The 13861-nt window shown below is 41.2% G+C and carries 15 protein-coding genes; all 15 read right to left on the bottom strand.

The window, feature by feature from the left end; all coding sequences use genetic code 11:
- Positions 1 to 36: 36 nt before the first annotated feature.
- The 15 genes from recN to spoIIIAF all read right to left on the bottom strand — a co-directional run bounded on the left by recN (position 37) and on the right by spoIIIAF (position 13858).
- Positions 37 to 1725 (bottom strand): DNA repair protein RecN, encoded by a 1689-nt coding sequence (gene recN, locus PFZ69_RS01200; protein WP_270179216.1) that lies wholly within the window; start codon positions 1723 to 1725, stop codon positions 37 to 39.
- A 27-nt stretch (positions 1726 to 1752) separates the two neighbouring features.
- A complete protein-coding gene (gene ahrC / locus PFZ69_RS01205) occupies positions 1753 to 2202 on the bottom strand; it encodes a transcriptional regulator AhrC/ArgR (protein WP_270179217.1) in 450 nt (149 codons plus the stop codon).
- Between the two features lie 151 nt (positions 2203 to 2353).
- Entirely contained in the window at positions 2354 to 3160 is an 807-nt protein-coding gene (locus PFZ69_RS01210; RefSeq protein WP_270179218.1) for a TlyA family RNA methyltransferase, read from the bottom strand.
- A 6-nt stretch (positions 3161 to 3166) separates the two neighbouring features.
- Positions 3167 to 5059 carry a 1-deoxy-D-xylulose-5-phosphate synthase gene (dxs, locus tag PFZ69_RS01215; protein ID WP_270179219.1) on the bottom strand — a complete coding sequence of 631 codons (1893 nt, stop codon included), beginning with the start codon at positions 5057 to 5059 and terminating at the stop codon, positions 3167 to 3169.
- 29 nt (positions 5060 to 5088) lie between these two features.
- Positions 5089 to 5688, bottom strand: a complete 600-nt coding sequence (locus tag PFZ69_RS01220; RefSeq protein WP_270179220.1) for a hypothetical protein — start codon at positions 5686 to 5688, stop codon at positions 5089 to 5091.
- 756 nt (positions 5689 to 6444) lie between these two features.
- Entirely contained in the window at positions 6445 to 7326 is an 882-nt protein-coding gene (locus PFZ69_RS01225; RefSeq protein WP_270179221.1) for a polyprenyl synthetase family protein, read from the bottom strand.
- On the bottom strand, positions 7323 to 7571 hold the full coding sequence (locus PFZ69_RS01230) for an exodeoxyribonuclease VII small subunit (RefSeq protein ID WP_442865072.1): 249 nt from the start codon (positions 7569 to 7571) through the stop codon (positions 7323 to 7325). The genes PFZ69_RS01225 and PFZ69_RS01230 overlap by 4 nt, the downstream gene beginning before the upstream one ends.
- The gene (gene xseA / locus PFZ69_RS01235) at positions 7558 to 8916 is read right to left on the bottom strand and encodes an exodeoxyribonuclease VII large subunit (protein WP_270179223.1); all 1359 of its coding nucleotides are present in this window, start codon (positions 8914 to 8916) and stop codon (positions 7558 to 7560) included. Before xseA ends, PFZ69_RS01230 begins: the two co-directional genes overlap by 14 nt.
- A 28-nt stretch (positions 8917 to 8944) precedes the next feature.
- Positions 8945 to 9331, bottom strand: a complete 387-nt coding sequence (nusB, locus tag PFZ69_RS01240; RefSeq protein ID WP_270179224.1) for a transcription antitermination factor NusB — start codon at positions 9329 to 9331, stop codon at positions 8945 to 8947.
- Between the two features lie 129 nt (positions 9332 to 9460).
- Positions 9461 to 9856, bottom strand: coding sequence for an Asp23/Gls24 family envelope stress response protein (locus PFZ69_RS01245; protein WP_270179225.1), 396 nt, complete (start codon positions 9854 to 9856; stop codon positions 9461 to 9463).
- Between the two features lie 11 nt (positions 9857 to 9867).
- Entirely contained in the window at positions 9868 to 11235 is a 1368-nt protein-coding gene (gene accC, locus PFZ69_RS01250; RefSeq protein WP_270179226.1) for an acetyl-CoA carboxylase biotin carboxylase subunit, read from the bottom strand.
- A 12-nt stretch (positions 11236 to 11247) separates the two neighbouring features.
- The gene (accB, locus tag PFZ69_RS01255; RefSeq protein WP_270179227.1) at positions 11248 to 11736 is read right to left on the bottom strand and encodes an acetyl-CoA carboxylase biotin carboxyl carrier protein; all 489 of its coding nucleotides are present in this window, start codon (positions 11734 to 11736) and stop codon (positions 11248 to 11250) included.
- A gap of 328 nt (positions 11737 to 12064) precedes the next feature.
- Positions 12065 to 12616 carry a SpoIIIAH-like family protein gene (locus PFZ69_RS01260; RefSeq protein ID WP_270179228.1) on the bottom strand — a complete coding sequence of 184 codons (552 nt, stop codon included), beginning with the start codon at positions 12614 to 12616 and terminating at the stop codon, positions 12065 to 12067.
- Between the two features lies 1 nt (position 12617).
- Entirely contained in the window at positions 12618 to 13253 is a 636-nt protein-coding gene (gene spoIIIAG, locus PFZ69_RS01265) for a stage III sporulation protein AG (protein ID WP_270179229.1), read from the bottom strand.
- Positions 13254 to 13258: 5 nt separating this feature from the next.
- Positions 13259 to 13858 (bottom strand): stage III sporulation protein AF, encoded by a 600-nt coding sequence (gene spoIIIAF / locus PFZ69_RS01270; protein WP_270179230.1) that lies wholly within the window; start codon positions 13856 to 13858, stop codon positions 13259 to 13261.
- Positions 13859 to 13861: the final 3 nt, after the last annotated feature.

Genomic DNA, 13861 nt, shown 5'->3' on the forward strand with positions numbered 1-13861 from the left:
ATGAAAATGCTATCCTTAGTTGGATAGCATTTCATCTTATGTTTTTATTTGATCAGCCTGCAATAATAATTCTTTTGCATGCTTCTTCGTTAATTCAGTCATCTCAGCACCTGAAATCATTCTTCCAAGTTCTTCTACCTTTTCATCAGTGCTTAATTTTCCAACGCTCGTTTTCGTTCTACCTTCTCCTGTTTCCTCTTTAGAAATATATAAGTGATGATCAGCCATCGCTGCTACTTGAGGAAGGTGCGTGATGACTAAAACTTGAGAACCTGAAGAAAGACGTTGGATTTTTTCCGCCATCGCCTGAGCAACTCGTCCACTTACACCAGTATCGACTTCATCAAATATGATGGATGTGATTCCCTGATGTTTTGAAAAAATCGATTTGAGAGCTAGCATGATCCTCGATAATTCTCCACCTGAAGCGGTCTTCGAAAGTTGTTTTAAAGGCTCACCTGGGTTCGTTGATATCATGAAGTCGATGTCATCTTTACCAGACATGTGGAACTCCTGTTTTCCAGTCACATTAAAGTTGATAGCAAATTCTGTCTTCTCCATATATAGATCTTGTAATTCTTCATGAATAGCGCTAACAAGTTTGTCGGCAATTTGCTTCCGAAGCTTTGTTAAGTTATCAGCCTCAACCCTTAAATCCGCCGTTATGTCAGCTAAACCATTTTCAAGCTCTACAATTCGGTCTTCACTGTGAGTTAATTTATCGACTTCATCTTCGATCGAAGCAGCGTACTCTAGGATTTCTTCGACAGACTCACCGTACTTTCTCTTTAACCCTTGTATTTCGTTTAAACGTTCTTCAACGAAATTTAGTCTCGTCGGGTCAAATTCGAGTTGATCTCTATATGAATTAATTTTGCCTAACGTTTCTTCTAAAAGGTAAAATTGATTTGCCACTTCTTCATGGTACTCTTTTAACTCTTCATCAAGATCTGAGACCGTTTCGAGTTGGGACATTGCTAAGCCTAACCAGTCTAGACCTTTGTTATCCCCCTGGAGTGAATGATAAACATCCTGAAGTGCACCAAACAACTTTTCAAAATTCCCTAAACGGAGCTTTTCCTCCATGAGATCTTCATCTTCATTCGGGATTAATTCCGCTTTTGTAATCTCTTCAAGCTGATATTGAATCAAATCAAGTCTCTGTGCCATTTGCTGTTCGTTTTCAGTCAAATGCTTCAGCTGTTCTCGAACTTTTTTGTAGCGGTTGTATATCCCTCGATATTCTTCCAAGGCTGGACCAATCGAACGTTCTCCAAAATTATCAAGCAAAGAAAGATACTTATCAGGTTGCATAAGGTCTTGGTGTTCATGTTGACCATGGATATCGATCAATGATTGACCAATCTCTCGCAAGATTCCAAGCGTAACGAGCTTGCCATTCACTCGACAGATACTCTTCCCTGCACTGGATATATCTCTTCTCAACACCACCATATCATCCAATACTTCGATTCCGACATCTTCTAGCTTTTGTATCGATGGGTGGTTTTCGTCAATATGAAACAAACCCTCAATTTCTGCTTTTTTTGTGCCATATCTTACGAATTCAGCAGATCCTCGACCACCAACCAGTAAGCCGATCGCATCGATAATAATGGATTTTCCTGCTCCGGTTTCTCCAGTAAGCACAGTTAGGCCACGGTCAAACGATACAGTTACCGCTTCAATGATCGCGAAATTGCGAATAGATAATTCGGCTAACATATTCTCCCACCTTCAAAGATCATCATATTACAACATATCGATAAAGCGTTGAGAAATCAGAGGGGCATGTTCAGGCTTCTTACAAATAATTAAGATTGTATCATCCCCACTGATATTTCCCATTATTTCTTCCCAATCTAAATTGTCGATCAATGCTCCTATAGCGTTCGCATTTCCTGGTAACGTCTTCATAACGATTAAATGATCAGCATCATCAATACTAATGAAAGCATCAGTTAACGTTCTTTTTAGTTTTTGCAGAGGATTAAATCGCTGATCGGCTGGAAGACTGTACTTATACCTACCATCAATCGTAGGTACTTTTACGAGATGGAGTTCTTTTATATCTCTTGAAACAGTCGCCTGTGTAACATTAAACCCTGCACTTTTTAAACAATAAACAAGCTCGTCCTGAGTTTCTACGTCCTGATTGGCTATTAGCTCTCGGATTTTTATATGGCGTTGACCTTTATTCATTTAAAACCCTCCAAAAAAATACACATATGTAACGTCAGCCTTATTATATAGCCCTATCCTCTTTTTGTATAGGCATACATAAATATTCATTTGAAACGCACGCTATTTTCGTAACCAGATCGATTAAAAAAAGGATACACGTATGTATCCTTCAAAGTTGATTGTGTGCCTGATCGACTACTTCAACTACATTTACTTCTTCTAAACCTTCATGAACCTGTTTCCATCCAAGGTGCAAAAGAAACTCAATATTCCCTTCCCCACCTGTAATAGGAGAGAACGAAAGCCCTTTGACTTGATAACCAGATTCAGTCACAAATTCGACCATATCTTCTAATACTCTTTGGTGTACTTTTTTGTCTCGGACGATTCCTTTTTTTCCTACGTCGTCTCTTCCAGCTTCAAACTGTGGTTTGACAAGTGCGACAACTTCCCCACTCGTTTCAAAGATCGTCTTCAAGACAGGAAGGATAATTTTAAGAGAAATAAACGAGACATCGATGGAAGCAAATTCAGGTAATCCACTTGTAAAGTCATCTTTCGTACAATATCGAAAGTTTGTTCTTTCCATGACTACCACTCTGTCATCTACACGAAGTTTCCATGCCAGCTGATTGTATCCAACGTCGAGTGCATAAACTGTTGAAGCCCCGTTTTGTAAGGCACAATCTGTAAAACCACCTGTTGAAGAACCGATATCAAGGACGACCTTATTCCTTAAATCAAGCTCAAATGTCTCGATTGCTTTCTCTAACTTGAGACCGCCTCGCCCAACATAACGGAGTGTGTCGCCTTTGACATGGAGAACAATATCATCGTTAACTTTGACTCCTGGCTTATCTAATCGCTCGGATTCAGAATACACCAAACCCGCCATAATCGCTCTCTTTGCTTTTTCTCTTGTATCGATCAGCCCTCGATTAACAAGGAGCACATCTAGTCTTTCTTTTTTTGCCATGTTACTCTATGCCCTCTTTTGCTTTGCTGGTAATATTTTCTTTGCCTTTTCAGCAATATCTTCCGCAGTCAACCCAATTTCTTTCAACAGTTCTCCTACACTTCCGTGCTCAATATACGTATCAGGAATACCCATTCTCTCAATCGTTCCATGCTGGTAACCACTGTCATTTACATACTCTAAAACAGCACTTCCGAAACCACCTTGCAAAATCGATTCCTCAACAGTAAGCATCGGGATACCTTCTTGGATAAGCTCTGACATCATTTTCTCATCAAGTGGTTTGATGAAGCGCGCATTGATGACTCTTGCTGAAATGCCTTCCTTTTCCAATTGCTCGGCTGCTTTTAATAAATCTTGTAGGGTAGGACCGAATGAAAGAAGTGCAATATCAGATCCTTCTCTTAACACTTCCCAAGAACCGATCGGTATTTCTTTTAGTTCTTTATCCATTGAAACCCCGATGCCATTTCCACGAGGGTAGCGAATTGCAATAGGACCACTATTATATTTGTATCCTGTGTAGACCATGTTCTGTAGCTCATTCTCGTCTTTCGCCATCATTAAGACCATGTTTGGTAGGTGACGAAGGAATGAGATGTCGAATACACCTTGATGAGTTTCACCGTCAGCACCGACTAGGCCAGATCTGTCTATAGCGATCAATACATTCAGGTTTTGACGGCAAACATCATGAACTAATTGGTCATATGCACGTTGTAAAAACGTAGAGTAAATAGACAGTACAGGTTTTAATTCTTGAGTAGCAAGTCCCGCAGCCATCGTTGTTGCATGCTGCTCTGCGATCCCTACATCAAACAATCTGTCTGGAAATTGATTCTCGAATGCTTCCCACTTAGACCCAACTGTCATAGCAGGGGTAATAACTGAGATCCGATCATCTTTTTCAGCTAGTTTTCGAACCGTTTCACTAACTACCTTGCTGTAACCAGGGGCAGCAGCTTTAGGCTTGATTTGCTCTCCAGCTTCGATTTTGTATGGACTCACACCGTGCCACGTCCCAATTTGATCGTTTTCAGCGGGGTGATAGCCTTTTCCTTTTTTAGTCAGAACGTGAACGATCACTGGTCCTTTTGTTTTCTTGGCATAGTTAATATTTTCCATAAGAGCGTCCACGTCATGACCATCCACCGGACCGAGATACGTAAAACCTAGCTCTTCAAAAAAGATTCCAGAAACTAAAAGGTATTTCATTGCATCCTTCACACGTTCAGCTGTGGAAGCTAATGCGCCACCGAACGCGGGAATTCTCTTCAATAAGTATTCAAGTTCCTCTTTTGCTTTATGATATTTACCAGCAGTCCTCATTTTCCCAAGAACATTGTGGAGTGCACCAACGTTAGGGGCAATGGACATTTCATTATCATTCAATATGACGAGCATATCTTTTTGTTCGTGACCAATATGGTTGAGTGCTTCTAGAGCCATTCCACCCGTTAATGCACCATCACCGATGATCGCCACGACATTTTCGTCTGTTCCTTTAATATCGCGGGCAGCCGCCATTCCCATAGCTGCAGAGAGAGAAGTCGAACTATGACCAGTTTCCCATACATCATGTTCACTTTCATTCCGTTTTGGAAACCCACAGAGTCCTTTATATTTTCTGAGAGTATCGAATTGCGTACTTCTACCTGTCAAAATCTTATGGACGTACGCTTGATGTCCTACATCCCAAAGAAATTTATCTTTCGGACTATCAAAGATTTTGTGTAACACGATCGTGAGCTCTACGACACCAAGATTCGGTCCTAAGTGTCCCCCTGTTACGGAAAGTTTGTTAATCAAGAACTCCCTAATATCTTCTGCTAACTCTGTCATTTGTTCAACGTTATATTTTTTTAAAAATTTCGGATTCTCGATTTTTTCCAAATCCATGGGAATGTCCTCCCCTTCTATATTTCGATTTACGCTTGCTTCTTTTTCTTCTTGGACTGTTTTGCAACCATCTTGATTTTGAACGTTTTTTCAATTAAGTATAAGAATCGACCTACTTGAAAGATGATTTGTGTAGAAAAATGAATTGCAAACGTTTTACCGAGGGCTTTTCCCCCTACAGTCAAGGCAGCGACAACACTGGTAAATACTACTGATACTATATATTGAAACAGAGATCCTTCGTCATGTCCAAGTTGAAGTGTCAACTGAACGACAACGGCAGCTGCTGCAGTACCACTTATGATACCCGAAATGTCCCCGATCACGTCATTACAGAAACTTGCCACGCGGTCTGCGTTTCGTGTAATGAAGATAGCATGCTTTGCTCCAGTCAGTCGTTCCGCTGCCATCGCATGGAACGGCACTTCATTGGCAGCAGTGGAAGCTACTCCTATTGTATCAAAAAATATTCCTATAAGAACGATCAGTAAAACGACGACCATTCCGAGTGCCCAGGTTACGCCACTCAAAACAGCTGTTGATATGATTGAAAAAATAGCCGCTAACACAAGTGTGATAACGGCAATCGCTAAACTCCAGTTTATGGACTTTGATATCGAAGCTTTCATCTTTACTCCTTGTGAATATGAAATAAAAAGAGGTGTTCAGCATAACAGGTGAAACATGAGGAAGTTCAATTCCCTCATCCTGTCAAGTGAACAACCTCGTCGTTATGTATCGCAGAGTGGTCACTTAAAGAGTAAAGACTGCGGCTTAGGTCCAGTAGGTTTTCCCAAACGGATACCTGAACGTCGCCGTCCAGGCGGTTTCCCTTTACATCCGTCTTAGCGTGTCACCATTGGCTAGACTGGATTACCACTTAGTCCGCACTATAATCCCCTTTAAGTGTCACTCGGAACAGTCTAGGAGTTTTCCTCAACAGTCCTGGTCAATTCCTAGCCTCTTTTGCAGAGCAGATTTCATATGGGTGGTAGAAAAAGCATGCTGGCCTAGCAACGCCTTTCCAATAAACCATAATCCCCTCTAGCTCCACTCAAGGCAGGCTACGCTGTTCAGCCGCATCCCTGGCGACTGAAACAGGTTCATACCCCATTTCATAGCTGGCGGCGTTAACCGCGCAAGCTACAAGAATAGGCCTCCGCGGAAGCAGGGTCAACGCCCACATGCCTTTGTGGATCGCCCTGCGACCTTAACTCCCAGCATCGACCCAAGTCTGGGCGACTCAAGCCAACACCAGGAACTTCATCGATGTGCCCTATGGCGGATTTTTAGGCCCGCCTTCAGAATAGCCGGACTGACTAGAATACTGCACCACTCAGTCTATTTGTATTATACCACAATACTTATATATTCTCAATTTTGTTCTAATGATCTCTTTCTATAATAAATTTAGCAAGAGAACGCAACCGATCTGTACCTACCCCAACTTGTGCTAAATGCAGTAGCGCCTCATCATAGTGAGAGGCTAGTTTATTTTTTGCACCTTCCAAAGTAAGAAGCTTTGGATAGGTACTCTTTTTATTCGTTTCATCGCTTCCAGGTAACTTCCCAATCTTTTCCTGGTCACCCTCAACGTCTAAAATGTCATCGCTAATTTGAAAAGCAAGTCCTAAATGTTCTCCAAATTGTTTTAAATGAGACATTTGTTCATCAGTTGCATCTCCGATTACCGCACCCGCTAGAATCGAGTATACAAGCAGTTTTCCTGTCTTATGATGGTGGATGTATTCAAGCTCTTCAAGAGTGAGCTCTTGTTCTTCACCAGAAAGATCGGCTATCTGTCCGCCAACCATCCCGCTAGGACCAGCAGCACGTGCCATAAGTGTTATTAACTTCACTTTCTGATCGTCTCGTAACAATGAATCGCTAATAACCTCAAAGCTCTGTGTAAGTAATGCATCTCCTGCAAGGATTGCTATAGCCTCACCAAACACTTTGTGATTAGTTGGCTTTCCCCGTCTCAAGTCATCATCATCCATAGCAGGGAGGTCATCATGGATCAGCGAATACGTATGAATCATTTCTACGGCGCTCGCAGCATGAAATGCTTTTTCTTTCGAAGCGCCAAACGCTTCTGCTGTTGCCAACATAAGAATAGGTCGAATCCGCTTCCCTCCTGCATCTACAGAGTATAGCATCGCCTCTTTCAACTCACTCGGCATTTCTAGTTGTGAGATGAACCCATTCAACTCTCCATCGATTAATTTCTTACATTCTTTCATGTAAGTAGTCAAATCTGACGTCACGCCTCATCCTCCTGAACCGAGAAGCGTTTAATCTCTCCATTCTCACCAACGATCTGATCCATTTTCCCTTCGATCGACTGTAACTTATCATGACAAAGGTTCGATAAGTTCATCCCTTCTTGAAAGAGTGAAATTGCTTTTTCGAGTGGAACATTCCCTTCTTCAAGAGAGCCAACGATTTCTTCAAGTTTCTGCATCGCTTCTTCAAACGTAACGTTTTCGTATTTTTCTTCATTCTTCTCCATGTGAATCATTCTCCTCCAATCCCCATACGTGAGCATCTATCTTTCCATCAGTCATCTGAACCTTTATAACATCACCAGGCTCAACTTGCTTAACTGACTTCACTAACTTGTCTTCTTTGTATGCAAGGCTGTAGCCACGCTTCATGATTTTCAACGGGCTGAGTGCATCCAGCTTACCCGTTGCATGTGCAAAATCCCTTTGCTTGCCTTGAACAACCCTAGACATCTCTTTATATAACGATGAACGTAGGTCTTCAAGTCCCTTCGCAGATTCTCTTACCAATTGCTCTGGGTGCTTTTTAAGAAGCTGTGTATGATTTCGTTCAACACGCTCTTTCGTGTAGTCGATCTGGCGTTTCATCGTCTTACGAAGCCGCTCGACTTGTAAATCAAGCTCCTGCTCTTTTTGACTTAACAATTGGTTCGGATAGCGAAAGGCATACGATCTTTGAAGGCGTAAAAGTCGTTCTTGTTCACTTTGCTTCTTTTCTTTCATGACTCTAATGAGTCTATGTACCCTCTGTTCCAGACGTTCTTCCAGCTCTACCATGCTAGGAACTGCTAGCTCAGCTGCGCCAGTAGGAGTAGGTGCTCTTAAGTCTGAAACAAAATCTGAAATGGTGTAATCCGTTTCATGTCCAACAGCAGAAATAACAGGGATTTTCGAAAGAGAGATGCTTCTAGCAACGTCTTCTTCATTAAAAGCCCATAGCTCTTCGATCGATCCGCCACCTCGACCCACAATTAATACGTCGATCATTTCCATCGAGTTTGCCATCTCTATCGCTCTGACGATAGAGTCTTTGGCATTCACACCTTGAACGAGAACAGGAAAAACAGTGATTCGTGCAGAGGGATAACGACGCTTAATCGTTGTGAAGATATCTCTGATTGCAGCTCCAGTAGGAGAAGTGATGACACCTATTTCAGAAGGATATCGAGGTATCGGTTTTTTTCGATCAACTGAGAATAAACCTTCAAACTCTAACTTCTTCTTCAGTTCTTCATAAGCTAGATAAAGGTTTCCTATGCCATCAGGTTGCATCTCCCTAGCATACAATTGATACTGTCCGTATGGTTCAAAGACTGAAATCTCACCTCTGATCAATACCTTCATACCATTCTCAGGTTTAAATTTCATATGACGGTTATTGCCAGCGAACATAACGGACTGCACTCTAGATTTGTCATCTTTAACAGTAAAATATAAATGCCCTCTACTATGCAGCTTCACATTAGAAAGTTCTCCTCTAAGCCATACATCCTGTAGTGCAGGCTCATTGTCGATCATTCTTTTCACATGCCTTGTTAGAGCAGTTACTGTAATATATCGATCTGTTACCAATCTTCCCCCTCCTTCCACCGCAAACTTGTTAAGCTTTTTGAATCATTTTAGACAAAACGCCATTAACGAATCGTCCAGACTCATCTCCACCAAACATCTTAGCAAGTTCTACAGCTTCATTCAGACTTACATTAACTGGAATATCTTCTCTTGCAGTCATTTCATAGCAGGCCATCCTTAATACGGATCGATCCACGTTTCCAATTCTGTTAAAGTTCCAGTTAACGAGATTGGCTTTTATTTTTTCATCTATTTCCTCTAGGTTTTCAAGCGTTCCAAAGACAAGCTCAGATAAAAACTCGTCACCTTCTCCATCGCTTAATACGTGTTCCAGCGCCTCTTTCGGATCGGTGTCTGTCACATCTATTTGAAACAACGCCTGTATGGCCTTTTCTCTTGCATGTCTTCTTTTCATTGCTATACCCCTTTTACGCTAATATTGCTATACCAATAGATGATAGCATATTGTAATAGACAAATACAGGTTTTCCAATTGTGAATCTCTCTAAAAACAAAAAAGCAGTGGGGATCAGATCCCCTCTGCTTATTCTTCATCTTCTGTTTCTTTTTTATCAAATGTGATACCGACTACACTTACATTGACTGCACTGATTTCTAGAGCAGTCATCGTAAGAAGAGCTTGTCGAATGTTTTCTTGAATTTGCTGACATACTTCAGGGATTGAGAGTCCATAGCTCACAACTACGAAAGCATCAAGAATGATGCCATCTTCGCCAAGCTCAACTCTTACTCCTTTGCGATGGTCTTTTCTACCAAAGCGCTCAACGACACCAGAGGCAAAGTTCCCTCTCATCTCAGCTACACCATCTACTTCCGATGCGGCGATACTTCCGATGACCTCGATGACTTCCGGAGATATTTCGACTTTTCCAAGCCCTGTATCGTGCTCTTCCATTTCAAAAGATTGAACTTCATTCATTTATGAACACCTCACTTAGAATTAGTAGTTTTTTCAGTTAGATCATATTTCTCGAGAAACTTTGTGTTAAAGTCGCCGCTTACAAATTTCTCGTGGTTCATGAGTCGCATATGGAAAGGTATCGTGGTCTTAACACCATCTACCACAAATTCACCAAGTGCACGCTTCATTCTCGAGATCGCTTCTTCTCTAGTTTCTCCATACGTAATCAGTTTAGCAACCATGGAGTCATAAAACGGCAGAATATCATAGCCCGGATATACCGCTGAATCAACGCGTACACCGAAGCCGCCTGGCGGTAAATACATATGCACGTTACCAGGAGAAGGCATGAAGTTCTTGTCAGGATCTTCTGCATTAATTCTACATTCGATCGAGAAGCCTTTAAAGGTAACATCCTCTTGTTTAAAGCTCAATTCTTCGTTTGAAGCTACTTTAATCTGTTCTTTAATCAAGTCAACTCCAGTAACCATTTCTGTTACAGGGTGTTCAACTTGAATTCTAGTATTCATTTCCATGAAGTAAAAGTTCCCTGTTGGTTCGAAAATAAACTCAACGGTTCCAGCTCCAGAATAATTAACAGCTTTTGCAGCTTTAACGGCTGCATCCCCCATTTTTTCTCTGATCTTACTATCGAGACCTGGAGATGGTGTTTCTTCTACTAGCTTTTGAAGACGTCTTTGGATCGAACAGTCTCTCTCACCTAAGTGGATCGCGTTTCCATGATTATCTGCTAATACTTGGATCTCCACATGGCGAAAGTCTTCGATGAATTTTTCAATATAAACCCCAGGGTTTCCAAATGCAGTGGAAGCTTCCTGTTGCGTAATATTGATTCCTTTGACTAGGTCTTTTTCATCTTTCGCGATACGAATTCCCTTTCCTCCACCACCAGCAGTAGCTTTGATGATGACAGGGTATCCCATTTCATTAGCCAAAGCGACACCTTCATCTGCGTCCTTGATGACACCTTCAGAACCAGGAACGATCGGTACTCCCGCTTCCTTCATCGTTGTACGTGCAACATCTTTTGTGCCCATACGACTGATTGCTTCAGGGCTTGGTCCGATGAACGTAATATTGCATTCACGGCACAGTTCAGCAAAGTCTGCATTTTCAGCAAGGAAACCATATCCTGGATGGATTGCATCTACACCTGTTACAGTTGCGATGCTCATAATGTTCGTGAAGTTCAAATAGCTATCTTTGGCTGCAGTCGGTCCAATACAATAAGCTTCATCAGCAAGTCTTACGTGCAATGCTTCCTTATCGGCCTGGGAATATACTGCTACTGTTTCAATGTCCATCTCTTCACAAGCACGAATAATTCGTACAGCAATTTCTCCTCGGTTAGCAACGAGTATCTTTTTAATAGTCATATGCGTACCGCCTTATTCTTTCACTAGGAACAGAGGCTGTCCGTATTCAACCAGCTGTCCGTCCTCTACTAGTACTTCAACGATTTCCCCTTTAACTTCTGCTTCGATTTCATTAAAGAGCTTCATAGCTTCAATAATGCATACGATGCTTTCTTCAGACACTTTTTCCCCAACATTTACGTACGCATCTGAATCGGGATTAGGACGAGCATAGAACGTACCAACCATCGGAGATTCAATCTTATGTAATGAGTCGTCAACTTGCTGATCTGCTGATTCTTCTTTTGCTTGCTCTTTAACAGGAGCTTTCGCTTCTGGTTGAGGTGCTGCTACAGGTGCTTCCTGCATAACAGGCTGTTGAACTGCTTGCGGCGCTTGAGCATATTGAACGTCGTTCTTCTTTAAAACTACCTTAGAACCTTCATTTTCATATTCAAATTCATCAATACTCGACTCATCAATTAATTTAATCAATTCGCGGATTTCTTGAACTTTTAACAAAATCTACACTCCCTATCATTTACAATTGTTTTTTATAATGAGGCGTTTTTGAACCATGCCTCGTTTACTACTGATTATACCATAGATATTCTGCTCAATAGTATTTCCTACTAATAGCAGAAAGAATACACCCCATGATTTAAGACCATTATATATGAGCAGGTCATAAGCCCATTTATCATAACATATCCTATTGGTCGATGGTAGTTTAGCTAAATCAGTCTTCTATTTAGCGTAACAAATTACGTAATCGTTTTCATTAAGGAAACTAAAAAACGATATAAATGTAACCAAAATAAAAAAGGTGGAGTCTCCTCCACCTTTCACGTTACTTTACTGGCTGGAATTCAACTGCGATTCGCTGCTGATTTCCTAGCTGTTCTTGAGCCAAAACCATGATGTTGTTGGCTTCTTCATTCGATAGCTGTTCGGCTTTAACGATGACCCTCACTTTGTTATCAGCCAGTGTATATACAATCGCATCGCTGTATCCTTCTGATTTTATTAAATTTTCGAGGACAGATTCTTTTTGTGATAAAGCTAGTAATTCTTGACGTTGTTCATGAGCTTCGTTCCTTAAATCCGTTGAAGCTTCGCTTGCAATCACTGCAGTATATTCCTCAATTGCGGCGTCTCGTTCTTCCTGAATATCTAACCTAAGTGCTGCAAACGTTTCATCGCTTGAGACGCTCGATGTTACCATATCTTCATCTGCATTTGTTTCTTTCGCATCTTCTTTCTTAGATTCCTCCTGGCTCTGTTCTTGATCATCTACAAAAGCCACGTTTTCAGAATTAGGTGTCATGATATAATAAGCCGATAGAACGATAATCAAACTAAGCATTGTAAGAAGCCAGACAGTTTGCTTTTTCAAGACCATATTATGAATCCCCCTTTTCGGTTTTCGGAAGTACCATAACCCTATGACTCTTCACATCTAACAACCTTGTTACTGCATCTACAATCATCTTTTTCGTTTGAGCACTTTCTGCACCTTCAGCCACAACGACCACACCACGTACGACTGGCTTTCTAGTTGAAACAACGATAGGACCTTGACCCTGATCATTTTGTATTACGACCACTTGCTCCTCGCTGGATTGTTCCTCGATTTTCCTAGATCCACCTTCGTTCGGTGTTTCATAAGTATATTTATCTGTAGAAGTGCGATTCTTCTCTACTATTTTTTCTTCGGTGGAATCCAAGTTTACGATTACAGTAGCGTTCGATACTCCTTTCACCTCATCCAGCGCTTCTTTCAACTGTGTTTCATAATGGTTTTCATATTCTGCAATCGTTGATGGATTTGAAGCTTTCTGACCAAATGCAGGTTCACTTTCATTCGAAGCAGTTTTATCTGACGTAACCACCTGTGCTGGACCTGGCGATGCGAAGAAGTTTTCGGTAAACATGAAGAGTATCCCTACCCCCACTGCTATAACAAGATATAAAAGCGGCATTCCTTTTTTCTTCTTCGGCTTTTTTAATTGATCGAGCCAACTTGACTTACTTTCCATGGCACCTACTCACCCCCCTCCACCTCAACTCCAACTTGATTCGGATAAAGCTGCCATTCATCTGCTAAAAAATAAGCTACTTTCTTGGCATCTGCATTCAATTCTTCCTCTTCGCTCTCAGAAAACGATATCGATACCGCTTCAATATCATTCACCGCTGTCTCTTCACTGTATTCTTTAACTTTGACTGCTATTTGATCGATATTTTTCTCGCCTTCAACTTCCCCTAAAGCTAACGCAAGATCGCTAATCTCTAAATTAAATTGTTCCCTCAACTCCTTTTCAACTTGACTTTTCAATTGGACAGCCATTTGTTCTTCAATATATGCAGAGTTTGAAGCTTGTATTTCACTTTTCTTTGTTTCGATGCTATTTTCCATCTGGATGCTCGTATTTGAATCCCTGATCGTAACCGATCTAAGCATTGCGTCAAAGTCTTCCGTAAATATCTTAAGCAAAGGTGAAAGGATAACTGCCATCAACATGAGTCCAATCACCATCTTCACGTACCGTTGCATATTAGAATTCGGTAACAACAGTTCAAGAACAGTTGCAATCAGGATAAGCAAGATAATGTTTGTTACCCACCCTGTAATAATATCCATCCA

Origin of the sequence: Alkalihalobacillus sp. CinArs1, assembly GCF_947387515.1 — a bacterium.
GTDB lineage: Bacteria > Bacillota > Bacilli > Bacillales > Guptibacillaceae > Guptibacillus.

What these genes read in the sequence shown, in the direction of transcription:
- nusB (WP_270179224.1), bottom strand. Translation starts at nt 9,331, where the DNA reads ATGAAAAGAAGACATGCAAGAGAAAAGGCCATACAGGCGTTGTTTCAA.
- PFZ69_RS01245 (WP_270179225.1), bottom strand. Translation starts at nt 9,856, where the DNA reads ATGAATGAAGTTCAATCTTTTGAAATGGAAGAGCACGATACAGGGCTT.
- spoIIIAF (WP_270179230.1), bottom strand. Translation starts at nt 13,858, where the DNA reads ATGGATATTATTACAGGGTGGGTAACAAACATTATCTTGCTTATCCTG.
- recN (WP_270179216.1), bottom strand. Translation starts at nt 1,725, where the DNA reads ATGTTAGCCGAATTATCTATTCGCAATTTCGCGATCATTGAAGCGGTA.
- PFZ69_RS01210 (WP_270179218.1), bottom strand. Translation starts at nt 3,160, where the DNA reads ATGGCAAAAAAAGAAAGACTAGATGTGCTCCTTGTTAATCGAGGGCTG.
- dxs (WP_270179219.1), bottom strand. Translation starts at nt 5,059, where the DNA reads ATGGATTTGGAAAAAATCGAGAATCCGAAATTTTTAAAAAAATATAAC.
- ahrC (WP_270179217.1), bottom strand. Translation starts at nt 2,202, where the DNA reads ATGAATAAAGGTCAACGCCATATAAAAATCCGAGAGCTAATAGCCAAT.
- PFZ69_RS01230 (WP_442865072.1), bottom strand. Translation starts at nt 7,571, where the DNA reads ATGGAGAAGAATGAAGAAAAATACGAAAACGTTACGTTTGAAGAAGCG.
- accC (WP_270179226.1), bottom strand. Translation starts at nt 11,235, where the DNA reads ATGACTATTAAAAAGATACTCGTTGCTAACCGAGGAGAAATTGCTGTA.
- PFZ69_RS01260 (WP_270179228.1), bottom strand. Translation starts at nt 12,616, where the DNA reads ATGGTCTTGAAAAAGCAAACTGTCTGGCTTCTTACAATGCTTAGTTTG.
- PFZ69_RS01220 (WP_270179220.1), bottom strand. Translation starts at nt 5,688, where the DNA reads ATGAAAGCTTCGATATCAAAGTCCATAAACTGGAGTTTAGCGATTGCC.
- spoIIIAG (WP_270179229.1), bottom strand. Translation starts at nt 13,253, where the DNA reads ATGGAAAGTAAGTCAAGTTGGCTCGATCAATTAAAAAAGCCGAAGAAG.